The sequence below is a fragment of the Mucilaginibacter rivuli genome (assembly GCF_019391655.1).
In the GTDB taxonomy this organism is placed as follows: domain Bacteria; phylum Bacteroidota; class Bacteroidia; order Sphingobacteriales; family Sphingobacteriaceae; genus Mucilaginibacter; species Mucilaginibacter rivuli.
Window position 1 is genome coordinate 303104 of record NZ_JAHXPQ010000004.1, and the last position, 19203, is coordinate 322306.

The 19203-nt window shown below is 45.0% G+C and carries 16 protein-coding genes; 11 read left to right on the forward strand and 5 right to left on the reverse strand.

Annotation, left to right across the window (positions count from 1 at the left end):
- Nucleotides 1–150: 150 nt before the first annotated feature.
- The 5 genes from KXQ82_RS11215 (at nt 151) to KXQ82_RS11235 (ending at nt 7367) form a co-directional block, all read left to right on the forward strand.
- A complete protein-coding gene (locus tag KXQ82_RS11215) occupies nt 151–1134 on the forward strand; it encodes a pyruvate dehydrogenase complex E1 component subunit beta (RefSeq protein WP_219488468.1) in 984 nt (327 codons plus the stop codon).
- Nucleotides 1135–1616: 482 nt separating this feature from the next.
- On the forward strand, nt 1617–2015 hold the full coding sequence (locus KXQ82_RS11220) for a nuclear transport factor 2 family protein (RefSeq protein WP_219488469.1): 399 nt from the start codon (nt 1617–1619) through the stop codon (nt 2013–2015).
- Nucleotides 2016–2166: 151 nt separating this feature from the next.
- Nucleotides 2167–4641 (forward strand): T9SS type B sorting domain-containing protein, encoded by a 2475-nt coding sequence (locus KXQ82_RS11225; RefSeq protein WP_219488470.1) that lies wholly within the window; start codon nt 2167–2169, stop codon nt 4639–4641.
- On the forward strand, nt 4638–5621 hold the full coding sequence (locus KXQ82_RS11230; RefSeq protein WP_219488471.1) for a PorP/SprF family type IX secretion system membrane protein: 984 nt from the start codon (nt 4638–4640) through the stop codon (nt 5619–5621). The genes KXQ82_RS11225 and KXQ82_RS11230 overlap by 4 nt, the downstream gene beginning before the upstream one ends.
- Nucleotides 5622–5633: 12 nt before the next feature.
- On the forward strand, nt 5634–7367 hold the full coding sequence (locus KXQ82_RS11235; protein WP_255563626.1) for an OmpA family protein: 1734 nt from the start codon (nt 5634–5636) through the stop codon (nt 7365–7367).
- A gap of 3 nt (nt 7368–7370) precedes the next feature.
- Here the strand turns inward: KXQ82_RS11235 and KXQ82_RS11240 are convergent, their stop codons facing one another.
- Entirely contained in the window at nt 7371–8105 is a 735-nt protein-coding gene (locus tag KXQ82_RS11240; protein ID WP_219488473.1) for a hypothetical protein, read from the reverse strand.
- A gap of 154 nt (nt 8106–8259) precedes the next feature.
- On the opposite strand from KXQ82_RS11240, the gene KXQ82_RS11245 reads away from it, so the two are divergent.
- Nucleotides 8260–10515, forward strand: a complete 2256-nt coding sequence (locus KXQ82_RS11245) for a Tex family protein (protein ID WP_219488474.1) — start codon at nt 8260–8262, stop codon at nt 10513–10515.
- 4 nt (nt 10516–10519) lie between these two features.
- Here the strand turns inward: KXQ82_RS11245 and KXQ82_RS11250 are convergent, their stop codons facing one another.
- The 3 genes from KXQ82_RS11250 to KXQ82_RS11260 form a co-directional block, all read right to left on the reverse strand.
- Nucleotides 10520–10996: an Lrp/AsnC ligand binding domain-containing protein gene (locus tag KXQ82_RS11250; protein ID WP_219488475.1), complete on the reverse strand. Its 477-nt coding sequence runs from the start codon at nt 10994–10996 to the stop codon at nt 10520–10522.
- Between the two features lie 872 nt (nt 10997–11868).
- On the reverse strand, nt 11869–12324 hold the full coding sequence (locus KXQ82_RS11255) for an NUDIX hydrolase (protein ID WP_219488476.1): 456 nt from the start codon (nt 12322–12324) through the stop codon (nt 11869–11871).
- A gap of 5 nt (nt 12325–12329) precedes the next feature.
- A complete protein-coding gene (locus KXQ82_RS11260) occupies nt 12330–12788 on the reverse strand; it encodes a DUF1569 domain-containing protein (RefSeq protein WP_255563627.1) in 459 nt (152 codons plus the stop codon).
- A 159-nt stretch (nt 12789–12947) separates the two neighbouring features.
- Here KXQ82_RS11260 and KXQ82_RS19965 point away from each other — a divergent pair, with 159 nt between their 5' ends.
- From KXQ82_RS19965 to KXQ82_RS11285, 5 genes are all read left to right on the forward strand, one after another.
- Nucleotides 12948–13034 (forward strand): hypothetical protein, encoded by an 87-nt coding sequence (locus tag KXQ82_RS19965; protein ID WP_369412443.1) that lies wholly within the window; start codon nt 12948–12950, stop codon nt 13032–13034.
- Complete coding sequence (locus KXQ82_RS11270; protein ID WP_219488478.1) at nt 13031–13411, forward strand: RidA family protein; 381 nt, start codon at nt 13031–13033, stop codon at nt 13409–13411. The genes KXQ82_RS19965 and KXQ82_RS11270 overlap by 4 nt, the downstream gene beginning before the upstream one ends.
- A gap of 118 nt (nt 13412–13529) precedes the next feature.
- Complete coding sequence (recG, locus tag KXQ82_RS11275) at nt 13530–15638, forward strand: ATP-dependent DNA helicase RecG (protein ID WP_219488479.1); 2109 nt, start codon at nt 13530–13532, stop codon at nt 15636–15638.
- A gap of 321 nt (nt 15639–15959) precedes the next feature.
- Nucleotides 15960–17345, forward strand: a complete 1386-nt coding sequence (locus KXQ82_RS11280; RefSeq protein ID WP_219488480.1) for a M20/M25/M40 family metallo-hydrolase — start codon at nt 15960–15962, stop codon at nt 17343–17345.
- A 31-nt stretch (nt 17346–17376) separates the two neighbouring features.
- Nucleotides 17377–18684, forward strand: coding sequence for an MFS transporter (locus KXQ82_RS11285; protein ID WP_219488481.1), 1308 nt, complete (start codon nt 17377–17379; stop codon nt 18682–18684).
- A 264-nt stretch (nt 18685–18948) separates the two neighbouring features.
- Here the strand turns inward: KXQ82_RS11285 and KXQ82_RS11290 are convergent, their stop codons facing one another.
- Complete coding sequence (locus KXQ82_RS11290; RefSeq protein ID WP_219488482.1) at nt 18949–19161, reverse strand: PLDc N-terminal domain-containing protein; 213 nt, start codon at nt 19159–19161, stop codon at nt 18949–18951.
- Nucleotides 19162–19203 lie beyond the last annotated feature (42 nt).

Sequence of the window (19203 nt, forward strand, 5' to 3'; positions counted from 1 at the left end):
CACATCCATTACTATACCTATATATAATAGCAGTAAAACCCATAAAATAAAGCGTATATTTTTTACATAAAGCTACATGAACAGCAGTTGCATTATAAACATTACTCATTATATTTGCGGTCGAGAAAAAACACTTGATTTAACAGTATAATGAGAGAAATACAATTCAGAGAAGCACTTCGCGAAGCAATGAACGAAGAAATGCGCAAAGACGAGACAATTTACCTGATGGGCGAAGAAGTTGCTGAATACAATGGCGCTTACAAAGTTAGCCAGGGTATGTTAGATGAATTTGGCGCTAAACGTGTGATAGACACGCCAATATCTGAATTGGGTTTTGCCGGTATAGCCGTTGGTTCGGCCATGAATGGTTTAAAACCTATTGTTGAGTTTATGACGTTCAACTTCTCGTTGGTTGCTATCGACCAGGTGATAAACGGCGCAGCCAAAATAATGAGCATGAGCGGTGGCCAGTTTTCGGTGCCAATCGTATTCCGTGGCCCAACAGGTAACGCGGGTATGTTAAGTTCACAACACAGCCAGTGTTTTGAAAACTGGTATGCCAACTGCCCGGGCTTAAAGGTGGTAGTACCATCAAACCCTTACGATGCGAAGGGCTTATTAAAATCAGCAATTTTAGATCCGGATCCGGTTATCTTTATGGAGTCGGAATTAATGTATGGGGATAAAGGCGAAGTGCCTGAAGAAACCTATTATATAGAAATAGGTAAAGCCAAAGTAGTAAGCGAAGGTACCGATGTTACCTTAGTTGGCTTTGGTAAGATAATGAAAGTTGTGATTGCTGCCGCTGCCGAATTGGCAAAAGAAGGCATCAGCGCTGAAGTGATAGACTTACGTACCGTGCGCCCTATTGATTACGCGACCGTTATCGAATCGGTTAAAAAAACCAATCGTTTGGTAATTGTAGAAGAAAGCTGGCCTTTAGGCTCGATAGCTACCGAGGTTGCCTTTAAAGTACAAAAAGACGCGTTCGATTATTTAGACGCGCCTATCCTGCGCATTATGGGTGGTGATGTTCCATTGCCTTACGCCCCAACTTTGATACAGGAATACCTGCCAAACCCAGAGCGCGTTGTTAAAGCGGTTAAGGAAGTTTTGTATGTAGCGAAGTAAGAAATTGCTTTATGATATTGAAAGCCCGTTATGAAAATAGCGGGCTTTTTTTGTTTATCGACACGTCCTTACTTCGCTACCTCTTTTGCTGCCGCAAGTCTGCGACTTGTGGCAATATTTAGCTAAAGTCTCTGACTTTAGCCCGAAGTTAGAAACTTCGGACAGCTTTACCACAAGTCGCAGACTTGCGGCAGCGATGAGGGAGCTATGATCAAAAGAAACCAAACGAAGCACTGGCCCGACAGAACGCCGGGCCGGGTGTATGGCCTGTGCGGCTGAAGGTTCGTTCTGTCTTGATTTTTGGTTACTTTTCATCAAGGAAAAGTAACTAAGCCCCTCCGGCTATGAGGAGTAAGCTACGTGCTTATTTGCTACCTATCGCGCAGAGATTGCTTCGTACCTCGCAAAGACGTAATTAGTGTGGCTTAGTGATTATACGCTCGCAAAATTTCACTAACTTCATCCTACCAATCATCAACCCAATGAATACCAACGAAGACCTTATCACCAAATTCTATACCGCCTTCCAGCAAAAGGACTATGCAACCATGCAGGCCTGCTATGCGGATAATGCCACCTTTAGCGATTCGATCTTTATAGGCTTAAACGCAACCCAGGTAAAAGCCATGTGGGAAATGTTGTGCAAAAGCAGCGCGGCGGATTTTAAGCTGGAGTTTAAAAACATAAAAAGCGATGATGATACCGCCACCGCGCAATGGACGGCATGGTACACCTTTAGCGCTACCAGCCGCAAAGTGGTAAACCGTATTAAAGCGAGCTTTGTAATTGAGGATGGTAAAATTGTGCAACATGCCGACCACTTTAGCTTTTATACATGGGCCAGGCAAGCCTTTGGCCTTACAGCGGTGTTGCTGGGCTGAACCATCACCTTCAAAAAGCGGGTGAGGGAAACCGCATTACGCAATTTGAAAAAGTTTATGGAAAAAGCAGGTATTATCTGACTCATAATATCATAAATACCTATCATCAGCGTTTTTTTGTAACTTCAATGTTTATTGCGGTTTTACACAAATGTTGATCAGGATACCCTTCTATTGGTTAGGCTTTATAAAACGGTTATTTTGCTGTTTTGTATGGCTTATTGCCATACCTGCATTTGTATTTGCCGAGGGCAGTAAAGACCTTAATGCCAACGGTGGCAATAGGGCATACCTGTATTCGGGCACCGGGGCGAGTGCCTCGTTCCCATTTCCCAACAAAGGCACCTTGAAAGTTTACGCCAAAGTTGGCGAATCCATATACATGGGGTCGAGCGCGCAGGGCATAGGCGGGGGCACCATGATCATCCGCTCGCCCGACGGAAAGACATATACCAGCGGAACATCGGCCACGGTTGGGTTAATTGCCAATATTACCCAGGAGTTTGCCGGGCCTTTGCCAAATACTAATGGATACACCCCTTTTATACAACCCGTTTTAGCCGGACAAGATGGGGTATGGGAGATCGATTTTATCCCGGTCAACACTTCGCTTACTGTTACACCTATTGCTTCTGCGGCCAATTGGGTACAGCCGGCCAGTCAATGTATAACGGCCTTTGATATTACCGTTCGCGATGCCGGAAATTCATTTCTAACGGGGCGGGTTTACACCAATATTTTTATGGGTTATTTAGGCGCTTTTGATGTTGGCTTTAATGCTGTAGTAAAAATACTGACCAAAGATGGCTACCTGTACAACTTAGATAATAACGGGCAGGCGGGTAATGGCTTTTCGTTCTTTTCCAATAACAAAGGTTTCAGAAATACCAACGGGACACCATCTTATAAAAGTGTTGATAACGTAACTACTTTTGATGTACAGGACCCACGTGCGGAAGACACACAATCGGATGTTACGCATAAAATATTTTTTAATACCCCCGCAGCTGATCTCCCGGCAACGGCTGCCACGCCAACCGGCACAACCTGGCTGGCAAACACCCCTTTTATACCATCCATCACCAACGCTACTTTTACCGGGATGGAGGGTACACCTAACCTTGCAGGCACAAGCCCTTTGGGTGGCAATATTACTTTTACATCAACAGGTAATGGGGCATACACCATCAGCATCGACATCAATAAGAACGGTGTTTTTAACGACCCGATAGACCGCACCATTACCGGAACGGTGACTGCCGGCGGAAATACCATTTATTGGGATGGCCGCGATGGCCTGGGGAATAAAGCACCTGCAGGCATCAGCATTTATAATATAAATATTTACGTTAATGTTTACGCGGGCGAAGTACATTTTCCATGTTTTGATGTGGAGCGTAATGTAAACGGCATTAAGCTTACCCGCTTAAATGGTTTTGGCTCGCCCGATTATACTGTTTATTGGAACGATGCGCCTATTACTGTTGTTGGCGCGGGCACGCCATCGGTACCGGTTACCAACCTTATCGGCATTAGCAGTTTAATTAATGGTCATAAATGGGGTACACCCGGCGCGGGCGACTCTGAGTATGGCAACGAAAAAAGCATTGATACCTGGGCATACGTAGCCGCAGCACCTTTGCTGGCAACAACCGGTTTTAAATTACAGGAAGCCGACCTGCAGGTAGCCGGCATTTCGACAGCGCCGGTGTGCATTGGCCAATCATTTACAGCAACAGTTACCATAAAAAACAATGGCCCGAGTGATGTTACCGGGGCTAAGGTAAACCTGGCTTTTCCAGGTGTTATCGGTAATGTAAATATCAGCAGCGCGGCAACATCGGGTACAAGCAGCCTGTCGGCAGTTACAACATCCGCTACAGCCTATAATGCAACCTTAAGCATTGCCAATGGCGCTGTTATTACTTTTACCATAGCGGGTACCACGGTAAACGTAACATCGGCAGGCAATAATACCATATCGGCAAGTATTTTACGCCCGGCTGATTTGACCGACCCGGATGCCACCAACCCTGATGCCAGCCCACCAACGGATGCCAACGCCGAATGCGATTCGCCACCATCGGGCACGGGTTGTAACAACATTCAAAATACAGTGATCAGTATACTTGTTAAGCCTGCCGCGGGTACCGGCCAAACTATTGTTAAAAATACAATGGCTACGTTAACAGGTACGGGCACTGGTGTATGGTCGCAGGCTGGTATTACACCTGCTGTAGCTAATATTGCCAGTCCGGCAAGTACAACAACAACGGTTACCGGCTTAAGCCTTGCGGGTAATTATAAATTTGTATTTACCAACCCGCTTAGCTGTACCGATACGGTTGTGATACGTGTGCTGAATGATATTAATATCCCCAACATTATTACCCCTAACGGCGATGGTAAAAATGATGTGCTGGAAATAGCGGGCATATCATCATACCCTAACAGCGAACTGCTGATATTTAACCGATGGGGCGCCGAGGTTTACCGCTCCGAAAATTATTTGAACACCTGGAATGGCAGCGGCCTGGCCGAAGGCACGTATTACTATATTTTTAACCGCAAGGAAGCATCGGGCGGCACAACAACGTTTAAGGGCTGGGTATATTTAAAACGATGAAGGGCTTAATTAAATATATTGCATTGTTACTGTTTGTTTTTGGCACCACCAAAGGCTACGGGCAGCAAACCATACAATTTAGCCAGTATATTTTTAACGGCATGGCGGTAAACCCTGCCTATGCCGGGTATAAGGATAATGTTACCCTTAATTTAAGCAGCCGCATGCAATGGGTGGGCATTAATGGCGCGCCCCGAACCAATACCATATCAATAGATGGCTTAACCAATAGCGAAACCAAAAATGTGGGTCTGGGCTTGCTGGCATCAACAGACCAGCTTGGCCCGCAAAGCACAACCTCGGTTTATGCCAATTACGCTTATCGCATCCGCTTTGATGCCAATGATACCAAACGCCTGTGCTTTGGCATAGCTGCCGGGTTGTTGCAATACAGCATTGATGCTTCAAAGTTTAACGCTACCGATGTAAGTGATGGCCTGCTGCCTACCGGGGACCAAAGCAAGCTTACACCCGATTTTCGTGTGGGCGTATATTACTATTCATCATCCATATATATCGGCGCCTCGGTACTAAGCCTTATACCCGGCTCGCCAAATAACAGCAGCAATGCGGCCATTGTTACACAAATAAGGCATGTATATTTAACCGCGGGGGGCATAGTACCGCTATCAGCATCGCTGTCATTAAAACCATCCATTATGATAAAGGAAGATTTTCGCGGACCGACGAATGTTGATCTGACTACCTTCCTGTTAATGAACAAAGCATTATGGCTCGGGGCATCCTATCGCACAGGAGTGCCATTACTTAAAACAAGCAACCTGCAAACCGGGCTCGATAAAACCGACGCCTTTGCAGCGATGGCAGAGTTTTACGCGGGTGATAGTTTCAGGATTGGTTACGCTTATGATTTTAGCACGAGTGCATTGATCAGCAAACAAAGCGGCTCGCATGAGCTGTCGCTAACATACAGCTTCAGGCCTAAAAAGCCAAGGATAATTAGTCCAAGGTATTTTTAAATGATGGGGGATATGAAAAAAGCACTATTACTCATCGTTTTTATTTTCAGCTTAACGCGATTGTGGGCGCAGGAGCAGCTATCAAAAAAACAAATGGCCGATGATTTTTTTGAGCGTTATGAATACTTTAAAAGTCTGAATTTATACCTTGACCTTGCCGGGAAGAAGAACCCTGATATAAAAATACTGGAGCGCGTAGCAGATTGTTACCGCCTGATGAACAGCTACGAAAATGCCGAAGAATGGTATGCCCGTGTTGCTGATGATGAACACGCTGCCGCCAAAAGCGCGTACTGGTATGCCGAAATACTGTTACGCAACCAAAAGTTTGACCAAGCCAAGGCCGAATACAAACTTTACTATGATAAAGTTGGCAAAGCTGCTGAGTATGCCGCCAAAATAGCCGCATGCGATTCGGCAATGGAATGGATGGGCCTTGAACCCCGCTATAATGTACAAAATGCCGAAAAATTCAATACGGGCTCATCTGATTGGGGGCTGGCTTATAATGGCAAAAACGGTTTCGTTTTTACATCCGACAGGAATATGACGAGTTTAGATAAGCGTAGCGGAAATGGTTATTTCAGGTTGTATCAATCTGTAGATGGGAATATTGGCGAATTGCCGCTCATTACTAAAGGGAACCCGCTGTTTAATACCGATTATCATACCGGCCCCATGGTAGTAAATGCCAGCGGCGATACGGCTTATATTACCATTACTACCCGCGCCCCGGCACGAAAGATAAATACAGATAATAATGCTAACCTAAAGCAGCGGCTGTATACCCGCCGCCTGCAACTCATCATCGCGACCAAAACCAATGGCCAATGGGGTAACTTTAAAAGCTTTGCATACAATAACGTAAACACGTATTCTGTGGGCCATGCGGCACTATCGGCCAATGGCATGGTGCTGTACTTTACATCGGATATGCCGGGCAGCATTGGCGAAACAGATATATGGTATTGCCAGAAACAAGCCGATGGTGCTTGGGGCAAACCTGTTAACTGTGGCACCGACATTAACACCAAAGATGAAGAAGCCTTCCCAACCATCAGCGGGAGCGATACGCTGTACTTCGCATCAAAAGGCTGGCCGGGCATGGGTGGTTTTGATATATACAAAGCCATTGGCAAAAAAGCGACATGGGTTAAGCCTATAAACATGCAATATCCTATTAACAGCACCAGCGATGATTTTTCGCTGATCACGCATGACGGAGTTACGGGGTATCTGTCTTCAGACCGACAGGTAGGTAAAGGGAACGATGATATTTATATGTTTACTAACCATGAGCCCGAAGTGCCGGTACATATCCCGATGGGTAATGACAATATCGCCGAGCGCTTGCCGGGCAAGCAGTTTAAACCACCTTTCGTAATCGGTAAAAGCTATGTGTTCAATAACATTTATTATGATCTGGATAAATCCAACATCCGCCCCGACGCGGCCATTGAACTGGATAAGCTGTATGTGATACTGCGCGATAACCCTACGCTGAAGATCGAACTATCATCGCATACCGATTCGCGGGCATCTGATGATTATAACATGGCGTTATCGCAACGCAGGGCGGCTTCGGCAGTAGCTTATTTAGTAATTAAGGGGATTGACCGCAGCCGGATGACAGCGAAAGGCTATGGCGAAACGCAACTGATAAATAAATGCGCTAATGGTGTACAATGTACAGAGGCAGAACATCAACTGAACAGACGGACGGAGGTGAAGGTATTGAGTTTGTAATGGCTATTTTATCTTGTATTCCTTTTTCAGGAAAGCGATGAGGCGTTCTATATAATCTAAGCCATCCTGCAACATCCCATTGTAAGCCCTTAAAGCGCCGCGGGCCATCCAGCAGCCATTAAAATAGGCAGCAACTTTTTCTTTATCGGTGCTGATCATTGCCCGTGTACACGATGTGTATCCTGTTAGCTTCAGGCCACAATTGAGGTCGAGCAGCTCCAGGGAACGCTCACGTGCCCTTACAAATATTGCGGTTGTAGCGGCGTACTGCTCTTTTGTTGTTTCCAGGTACGATTCAAACACGGCAATGCTATCCAAAGCTGTTGCGCTTTTTATAAAGCCAAAGCCGCCCGCGTTCCTTAACTGACTTAAGGTAACATCGTTGTTTTTAAACTCGGTGGTATTATACAGGTATTTTCTTGTTAAAATATAAAGGGAATCCTGCACAATGGGTTGCTCCAGTTTATTTTTGGAAACCTTAATAAGGCTGTCGAGTCCGCTTACCTGTTGCTTACTATATTTAATAACAACTTTTAACTGGGCGGTATCGCTTTGAAGGTTTTGTACCAAACTCTCAACGTATTCCTGCCCTTTTTCATTATCCGATAAATGCTCGCGGATATTTTCGGCAACAAAACCCATGAATACGGCCAGGAACATCATCACAAATTCCTTGAAGTATTCCTTAAATTTTTTCTTTATTCCTGATTCTTCTTCAGGTTGGCCGTTTGTTTCCATTTACGTAGTTGTATCTGTAAAGTTAATGTTTGGAATGAAAAAATCAACAGCCACAAAATCAGCGCAATCATGCAAATCAAAACAAATCAGCGGCCCATACTTGAATATTTGCCTAAAGAACACCAAATTCGCTACCTGATATTTGATACTGATAATGACCTCTCATAACCATAAAATAGCCCTCGAACTTTCCATTTCCGAAAAACAGGTAAAAGCCACCGTTGATTTATTAGACGAAGGTGCAACCGTGCCATTTATCTCCCGTTACCGTAAAGAAGCCACCGGCAGTTTGGATGAGGTGCAGGTAGCAGCCATCCGCGACCGTGTTCAGCAACTGCGCGACCTGGATAAACGCCGTGAGGCTATCCTGAAATCGCTGACCGAACTGGGCAAGCTTACGCCGGAATTGGAAAAAGCGGTGAACGCGGCCGAGAGCATGACCTTATTGGAGGATATATATTTGCCCTATCGCCCCAAACGCAAAACACGCGCAAGCGCTGCCCGCGAAAAAGGTTTGCAACCACTGGCTGATATCATCCTATCGCAAAATAAAATTGATTTGGATGCCGAAGCACATAAATACCTGAGTGAAGAAAAAGGTGTAGCTTCTTTAGAGGAAGCTTTGGCAGGCGCACGTGATATACTTGCCGAAGAGATGTGCGAAAATGCCGAGGTGCGCACGCAGGTACGGACGTTGTTTGTGGAGAAAGGCACTTTTCAATCGAAAGTGATTGAGGGGAAAGAAGAAGCCGGTATTAAATACCGTGATTATTTTGATTGGAACGAACCGCTGAAAAACGCGCCATCGCACCGGGTACTGGCCATGCGCCGTGGCGAAAAGGAAGAGATATTGTATTTAGACGTACAACCACCCGAAGAGGAGGCAATAAACGTATTGCAGAAAAAATTCCTGAAAGGCTATAATACTTGTGCCGACCAGGTAAAGCTGGCCATTGGCGATGGTTATAAAAGACTGCTTAAACCATCAATGGAAACCGAGGTGCGCCTCATCACCAAAAAGAAAGCGGATGAAGATGCCATAAAAGTGTTTGCTGAGAACGCACGCCAGTTATTATTGGGTGCCCCCCTTGGTCAAAAGCGTGTAATGGCTATAGACCCGGGTTTCCGTACGGGATGTAAGGTGGTGTGTTTGGATGAGCAGGGCAAGTTGTTAGACTATACCGCGATATTCCCGCATACCGGTGCAGGCGGTTTAGCTGAATCGGAAAAAACGGTGAAGCATTTATGCGATAAGTTTAATATTGAAGCTATCGCGATAGGTAACGGAACCGCAGGTCGCGAAACCGAGACCTTTGTACGCGGACTGAATATGCCCGGCGTTGCCGTGGTTATGGTGAACGAAAGCGGTGCATCCATCTATTCGGCATCCGAAGTGGCACGCGAGGAATTTCCCGACAAGGATATTACCGTGCGCGGCGCGGTATCTATTGGCCGCAGGTTGATGGACCCATTGGCCGAACTGGTAAAAATAGACCCAAAATCCATTGGCGTGGGCCAGTACCAGCACGATGTGGACCAAACCAAACTGCAAACATCATTGGATGATACGGTGATCAGTTGCGTTAACGCGGTAGGCGTGGAGCTGAATACGGCATCGAAACAAATACTGGCCTATGTATCGGGCCTTGGCCCTCAACTGGCACAGAACATTGTAGACTATCGCAATACCAACGGCGCCTTCAAAAAAAGGTCGGAATTGCGGAAGGTTGCCCGCTTGGGTGATAAGGCGTTTGAGCAGGCGGCGGGTTTCCTGCGCATTCATAATGCTAAAAACCCGTTGGATGCCAGCGCGGTACATCCCGAAAGGTACGAACTGGTGGAGCAAATGGCGAAAGATGCAGGCTGCACTGTGGAGCAGCTGATGAAAGATGGTCAATCGCGTAAGCTGATACAACTACAAAAATATGTAAGTGCAGAAATTGGCTTGCCTACCCTGAATGATATTATGACGGAGTTGGCCAAGCCCGGCCGCGACCCGCGTGAGCAATTTGAAGCCTTTAGCTTTACCGATGGCGTAAATAAAATTGAAGACCTGAAGATAGGTATGAAACTGCCCGGTATTGTAACTAACATTACCGCCTTTGGCGCTTTTGTTGATATAGGCGTTCACCAGGATGGCTTGGTACACCTAAGCCAGATTACCAACCGCTTTATTAAAGACCCTAATGAAGTGCTTAAAGTTAGTCAGCAGGTAAAAGTTACCGTAACCGATGTGGATATTAACCGCAAGCGCATTGCCTTATCGATGAAAGAAAGCGAAAGCCCCAAACAAACGGCAAAGCAACAACAGCAGGCCGTTAAACCGGTACAAAAGCAACGCGAACGCCAGCCCGAACCCGAAACGGATATGGCTGCAAAACTGAACGCGCTAAAGCATAAATTTAAGTAAGCTTTTAATCAAGCGTTATCTGGCGTTTAATGCTTTCTTCTAGCGATATAAAGGTTTCGGTACGCTGAATACCTTTTACGCTTTGTATCTGCTCGTTCAATACTTCGCGCAGGTGGTTGGTATCATGGCAAACAATTTTTGCGAAGATACTCCAGCTACCTGTGGTATAATGCAGTTCAACTATCTCTTTAATAGCCTTTAACTGTTTTACAGCCTCGTTGTACTGCGAGCCTTTTTCGAGGTAAATGCCTAAGAAAGCGCAAATATCATAGCCCAGCTTTTGGGGGTCAACCTCAAGATTAGCTCCTTTTATCACGCCCATCTCTTCCAGCTTTTTCATACGAACGTGGATGGTTCCGCCTGATACGATCAGGTCTTTGGCTATCTCCGTATATGGAGTGGTAGCATTTTTCATTAAAATCGATAAAATTTGTATGTCTAAATTATCAATTTCTAAATTTTGGGCTTTCTTGTGTGACATAAATTTTTAAATATCTATATAAATACAAGTTTAATTAAAAATTGTATAAAAATACAAATATTTTGTTAAAATATTTGCAATGAATGGGTAATGCTACTAAATTTGTACTAAGCAATCAACCTAAAGCTTAAACCTGTTCTTATAAAAATATATTGTTGGGTGGTGAAACTTTGGCAGACACACCTCCTCGTCGCGGTGGCGGAGATCATGGGAAACCCGAAGCGGGCTAACCACTCCTTGAAGGTTCGACTCCTTCCCCAACAGCAATTTGATCGCGATGATCAGATTAAAATGAAACATACTGTAGGATGGTGAAACTTTGGCAGACACACCTCCTCGTCGCGGTGGCGGAGATCATGGGAAACTCTTAGCAATAAGAATAACCACTCTGTGAAGGTTCGACTCCTTCTCCTACAGCTCTTCTCATAATTTAGGTTTATAATTGGTTAGTAAAAGCCTCCTGCCCATCAGGAGGCTTTGCTGTTTTATAGGGTTTTTGTTGGGGCGCTATATCTCATTTTTTCGAACCAATTTAATTAACGTTACTACAACCCAATAAATAACTAATAAAAGCAGATGAAGCATGGTTGCTGCAATAAGCATTAACCCGGGACCCAAACTTGCACCTCCCGCATCAAAATAATGCAGGATTACGCACCATAAAATGGTATTATAAATAATTATGATTCCAATATTGACTGTATAGAAATTCAGAAAAGACTGTGGTTTGGGTAAATAGTCCATATCAATACTGTAAATAATTAAGGTAAAACTATTTGGGCATTGCCTGCGGCCCGCGCTATCCACTGCAAGTCCTTCCCCACAGGCGTGGGGACGGGCTTTCCGTTACTATCGCTAATGCGGTATTGAGGTTAAATTAATTGCAGAGCCTCCTCCAACAACCCTACCTGTGCCGGGTTTATCTTTTGTTCAGCGGTATCATAATCAAACCACTCAGCGCGGTCAACTTCGGGAAAGGTTAGCATTTTGCCTGTTTTGGGTGGCCATTCTATTTCGAAGGTATTGCTTTGTATTTGGCTGGCATCAATATCACCTTCAACAGCCCAGCAATATACCGTTTTACCACTTTTTTGGGTTATGGGTTTAAGCTGGGTAAAATCACCATTAATATCAAAGCCTGTTTCTTCTTTAAACTCGCGTTTGGCAGCGGTTAGCGCCTCTTCGTCGCTGTCAAACTCGCCTTTCGGGATGGTCCAACTGCCGAGGTCCTTATTTTTAAAGAAAGGGCCGCCGGGGTGCACCAGTAAAAAAAGCGCTTGCCCTTTTACCTTTTTATACAATAATATCCCGGCGCTTTGTTTGGGCATGATGGTTAAACGCCAAATTGAGTAAGGTGATGGTCGATATGTTTGTAAAACATGGTGTTCCACTCTCCAATACTGAGTTTACCAAAAGAGTGCGACTCTTTGCCATCAAAATGCGCTTCGCCTAATTGTTGGGTCTTGTTGAGGTAATCGGTAAGCTGTTTCTTTTCGGTCTCAAAATCGCGCTTGTCTTTTATAATGAAAGCAGGGGCGGTTGGGCCATTCTTTTTATAAGGCTTGGGGCCAACAACAGCATCCTTTACCATCATCTTTAAAATAAACTTCATAAAGCCATTGGGTTTGGGGTGCTTATCGGTAAAAACCAACTCGTAGCTTACATTTACGTGCGCCAGCATTTGTGATACGCTCATTTTGCCCCATTGCGGCTGTGAATCCGGGCTAAGTTTGTTGATACGGTCGGTTAATTCTGCAACTACTTCAGGGTCAAATATATTTTTACTCATCATGGTTTAGTTTTATAGTAAAGTTAATATTTTCCGTTGCAAAGCAACATAAAACAAGCCTACTTGTGTAGATTTGTATTGAGCGCATTTTAATATATTTGAATAATGTATTTTTTCAGGAAAAAAGACCCCAACAGGCCCACCAGCTTTAACCTCAGGGTAATGCATGCCATAAATGCAACGGCCATTATTATGTTTGTGGTTGGGATAATTTACACTTTGATCAAGCACTTTATACTTCATAAATGAAAAGCATTGTAAAAACTGATAAAGCACCGGCACCTATCGGGCCGTATAACCAAGCCGTTTGGGCGGGTAATATGTTATTTGTATCGGGCCAGGTAGCTATTGAGCCATCAACCGGTGAGCTGGTGATGGACGATATTGAAACAGAAACCCACCAGGTAATGAAAAACATTGAGGCTATTTTAACCGAGGCCGGTGTTGATTTTGGGCATATTGTTAAAACGAGCATTTTCCTATCGGATATGGGCACTTTTGCCAAAGTGAACGCGGTTTATGGTTCATACTTTACAGCCGATTTCCCGGCAAGGGAAACGGTACAGGTATCGGTATTGCCAAAGAATGTGAACGTGGAGATATCGGTTACAGCGTATAAACCTTAATTATTAAAAATCGTCATTGCGAGGCACGAAGCAATCTTCGATAGGCATGTAAGCAGTATACACTGGCGTTAATGCATAGTTTAGGATTGCTTCGTGCCTCGCAATGACGCGTTGAGAAATGAATCAGCAGATATTCCAAACCCCGATAGCGTATTTAAAAGGTGTGGGCACGGCCCGTGCCGAAGTGCTGCAAAAGGAGTTGGGAATAACCAATTATGCCGACCTGCTGCGGCATTTCCCATTTAAATATATTGACCGTACCCGCTTTTATAAAGTAAGCGAGCTTAACCCTGATTTGCCCAATGTGCAGGTTATTGTACGTTTACGGAGTAAAGAGATATTGGGCGAAAAGCATACCAAGCGTTTAGTAGCGCAGGTATATGATGATACCGGTGTAATGGAGCTGGCCTGGTTCCAGGGGGTAAAATGGGTGGAGAAGATGCTCATCCCCGGTAAGGCGTATATTATTTTTGGTAAGCCGGGCGAGTTTAACGGCAAGCGGCAGATGGCGCACCCGGAGATAGAACTTTACTCGCCCACGGCAGCAAAGGAAAAAGGCAATATGACTTTACAGCCTGCTTATAGCTCTACCGAAAAACTCAAAGCATTTTCGCTGGATAGTAAAGGGATACAACGCCTGGTGGCTAATTTATTGGAGCAATGTGCCAACGAGATCCGCGAGGATCTGCCAGCTACTGTCGCCACAAAATTTAAGCTGATGAACCGGCGGGAGGCTTACTGGAATATACATTTTCCTGCGGATGCGGCGACACTGAACGCAGCTACTAACCGACTCAAGTTTGAAGAATTGTTCTTCATCCAGTTCAAAATGCTGAAGAACAAGGTGCACCGTAACCTTAAATTTAAGGGAAACATTTTTTCGGTTGTAGGCGATTACTTTAACAATTTCTATAAAAACAAACTACCGTTCGATCTGACCAACGCGCAAAAGCGGGTATTGAAAGAAATCCGTTTAGATACCCAGCGCGGCGTGCAAATGAACCGCCTGCTGCAGGGCGATGTGGGCAGCGGTAAAACCGTAGTAGCGCTGATGAGCATGCTGCTGGCAATAGATAACGGTTTCCAAACATGCATAATGGCGCCGACCGAAATATTAGCCACGCAGCATTATGCCAGTATTAAAAGCCTGATTGATGATGACTTTTTAGAGGTGGGTTTGCTGACGGGTTCTACCAGTCAGAAGGTGCGGAAAGTATTACATTCCAAACTGGAAAGCGGCGAGATGAAGATCATCATCGGCACCCATGCGCTGATAGAGGATAAGGTACAATTCAAAAATCTGGGCTTTGTAGTAATTGATGAGCAGCACCGTTTTGGTGTAGAGCAGCGCGCTCGCCTGTGGCGCAAAAATGTCATACCGCCACATGTGCTGGTGATGACGGCCACACCTATACCCCGCACTTTGGCCATGACCCTGTACGGCGATCTGGATGTTTCGGTAATAGATGAACTGCCTGCCGGACGCAAACCAATAGAAACGCTGCATTTTTACGAGAGCAGCCGCCTGCGCATGTTTGGCTTTATGAAACAGGAAATAGCCAAGGGCAGGCAGATCTATGTGGTGTACCCGCTGATAAAAGAGAGCGAAAAGCTCGACCTGAAAAACCTGACCGATGGCATCGAAGTGATGGCACGCGAGTTCCCGCTGCCGCAATACCGCATTTGTATTGTACATGGCAAAATGAAACCTCCCGAAAAGCAGGTGGAAATGGAACGCTTTATCAGCGGGCACGCGCATATTATGGTGGCCACTACGGTGATAGAGGTCGGCGTTAATGTGCCCAACGCCTCGGTGATGATCATTGAGAACGCGGAGCGGTTTGGCTTGTCGCAATTGCACCAGTTGCGGGGGCGGGTGGGGCGCGGGGCGGAGCAATCATTCTGTATTTTGATGAGCAGCCAGAAACTGAGCAATGATGGTAAGATACGCCTGGATACCATGGTGAAAACGAATAATGGTTTTGAAATATCGGAAATAGACCTGCAACTGCGCGGACCCGGCAATATTGAGGGCACACAACAGAGTGGCGTGCTTGATCTGAAACTGGCCAACCTGGCTACCGACCAGCAAATGCTGTTGGTTGCCCGCCGTTGTGTAGAAGAAATTTTTGAAGCAGACCCTATGCTGGAGTTGCCCGAACATGCCGTGTTGAGGCAGGTGAGTGATGGTGCGAATGGTGGTTTGAGTTGGGATAAGATAAGTTGAGCCCCCTAACCCCCTAAAGGGGGAATTTGAATATCTGCGGAAATTTTCTTATATTGTGGTTCCTCCTTCGCCTAATGGCTACGGCGGATGAAAGAAAGGTAGTGCGATAAAAAACATCTTACTTTATCCCCCCTTTTTTCAAATATGTCATTGCGAGGCACGAAGCAATCACTGAGAAAGGTTGGCGCATTATGCATGGCGGCTACCTGTCCCGGAGATTGCCACGCTATCGCTCGCAATGACATAGTTAATAAATTAGAATCAACGTAATCATCAAATCACAATAAATCAGCGGTCAAAAATCCTACTTTACCCCCCCTTATGAAATTAAAACTGACCTTATTAACCTTATTAGCTTTTTCAACCGGGGCATTCGCGCAGAATGCCGACTCGATAATGTTGCGCAAAATTTATGATGAGGCTTTGGTTAACGGCCAGTGCTATCAGAATTTGCATTACTTGTGTAAGAATATCGGTCAGCGGTTAAGTGGCTCGGCTAACGCGCAAAAGGCTGTGGAATGGAGTGAAAAGCTGATGAAAAGCTATGGTTTTGATAAGGTGTTTTTGCAGGAATGTATGGTGCCGCATTGGGTGCGCGGTGCTAAAGAACAGGGTTATATTATTGAGGGCAGCAAAAAAACACCAGTTGCAATATGCGCGCTGGGCATGTCGGTAGCTACACCGACAACAGGGCTTACTGCCAACGTTATTGAGTTACACAGCCTGGATGAATTGAAAACCCTGGGCGAAGCAGGCATAAAAGGTAAGATCGTATTTTTTAACCGGCCCTTCGATCCGCGTTTTATTAGTACGGGTAACGCATACGGTGCAGCGGGCGATCAGCGTTTTGCAGGGCCCGCCGCAGCGGCCAAATATGGTGCGGCAGGCGTTATTGTACGTTCGTTAACTGAAGCACTGGACAATTACCCCCATACGGGTACAACACGCTCTGCACCGGGCGAAAAGCAAATCCCCGCAGCGGCTATATCAACCATAGCTGCTAATGAGCTGAGCGCAGTATTAAAAAGATCGCCGTCGGCAAAATTCTTCTTTAAGCAAAGCTGCCAGTTACTGCCCGATGTAAAATCGTACAACGTAGTGGGCGAAATGACAGGTACCGAAAATCCCAATAAATTTATCAGTGTTGGCGGTCACCTTGATTCGTGGGACCTGGCCGAAGGCGCGCATGACGATGGAACAGGGGTAACCGGCGCGTTAGAGGCTGTGCGTATTTTAAAGGCTTTAGGCTATAAACCCAAAAACAGCATACGTGCCGTGTTTTTTATGAACGAAGAAAATGGCGACAGGGGTGGTGAGAAATACGCTGAACTCGCAGCCCAAAATAAAGAAGAACATATAGCGGCTATTGAAACCGATGGTGGCGGCTTTACCCCCCGTGGTTTTGGGTTTACCGGCTTGCAAGGTGGTTCCCTTAAAGCTATTAACCAGACCTGGAAAGCATTATTGAGTCCTTATGATGCCGACAAACTGACTGCCGGTGGTGGCGGAACAGACATTGAGCCTTTACAAGGTAATGTGCCCGGTATTGTACTGATAGGTTTCAGGGGCGACTCGCAACGGTATTTTGATATCCACCATACGCCTAATGATGTGTTTGAGAATGTGAATAAACGTGAACTGGAATTGGGTGCCGGTGCAATGGCATCGCTGATATACCTGATAGACAAGTACGGCCTGAAGTTTTAATTTTTTACCCTGTATCAACATAGCGTTAACTATGTTTGCGCTATACTTTATTACTATGGAAGAAGGAGAACCGGCCCCGATAATAAAACCAGACCCATACGCGGCATTACGCTTCCCGGAGTTTAGGTGGTATATGAGCATGCGCTTTTTTTTAACGCTTGGCTATACTATGCAGGGCCTGATAGTAGGATATTACATTTATCAGCAAACACACGAACCGCTGGCTTTGGCCATGATAGGCTTAGTTGAGGCTATACCATCAATAGGTATTGCTTTATATGGTGGCTACGTAGCCGATAAATCGGAAAAGAAAAAGCTTTTACTGCGCATATTCGGTGTAATGTGGATCTGCTCGGTAATTTTACTTTTAGTTACCCTTCCCGCCGCGCATCAATACGTTAGCAGTTCGGCCGAACTTATTGTGATGTATGTGATGATATTTTGTATCGGCCTGGCACGAGGCTTTTACGGGCCAAGCGCTTTTTCTGTGATGACACATATCATCCCGCGCGACCTGTACCCCAACTCATCAACATGGAATAGCTCAGCCTATCAAACAGCGGCTGTTATTGGCCCCATGATAGGTGGATTGTTATATGCCTACGCTGGTATTACGGTAACATTTGTAGTAGTAGTAGTATTTGTAAGCATCGCGTTAATATCCATCACATTTTTAAATCGCCACCAGGCAGAATATATACCCAAAGAAAGTATTTACGATAGTTTAAAAGAGGGTGTAAGTTTCGTTTTTAAATCAAAGATGATGTTAGGCGCCCTAAGCCTCGATCTTTTTTCGGTATTGTTTGGCGGGGTGGTTGCAGTACTGCCAATTTTTGCTGATGATGTTTTAAAAGTTGGCCCCAAAGGATTAGGTATCATGACGTCTATTGATTCGATCGGCGCTGTGTTAACCATGCTGGCCATGACACGCTTTTCGCCTATGGGCAAACCGTGGCGTAACCTTCTTATCGCGGTGGTAGGCTTTGGCGTTTCTATTATTTGCTTTGGCCTGTCGCGCAACTTTTACCTATCATTGTTCTTTTTGTTTATGCTGGGTGCGTTTGATAGCATCAGCGTACTGATACGTTCAACCATTATGCAGGTACTTACACCTGATAAAATGAGGGGCCGGGTTTCGGCTGTAAATTCAATGTTCATTGGCTCATCTAACGAGATAGGCAAGTTTGAATCGGGTGTTGCGGCTAAGCTACTGGGTGCTATACCATCGGTATTGTTTGGCGGCACCATGACGCTGATCATCGTAACAACAACCTGGTTAAAAACAAAAAAACTGGTTCCGTTAAAACTCGAAGAAATACACACGCCCGAAACTTTATGATATTGCTGAACAGGCAATTAATTACCACGCTTTAGATAAAACGGGCTGATGTACAATTGTAAAATAATTGTTATATTGCAGTCCCTTTAATTTAAAACTAATAAACGATGTTATTTCGAATGATAACCGAAGTAATATCAGCTATTGTTATTTGCATTGGTATGTTCTGCTTATATCATGCCCGGCAAATAAAACCATAGTTGATTTACGCCATTAAAAACCACTGATCTTTTGCAGTACAATTGTATTGCAGCATTAGTTCTTTTACAGGAAACTCTGGTTACGCCCCCAAAAAATATAGAGTAATGAGCCCAGAATGGGTATCAGCACAATAATAATTACCCATAACAATTTTGTATTGAGGTTAAAGTTAGGGTTTTTAAAGATGTCCATCAGCGCGTAAACAATGAGGACAAATTCGACAATAAAGAATATCAGGCCAAAAACGCCGCTAACTACAGAGGTAACTAATTCCATGTTTATGCTATTAAAAGGTTAAGATTTGTAGTTTATAAATTA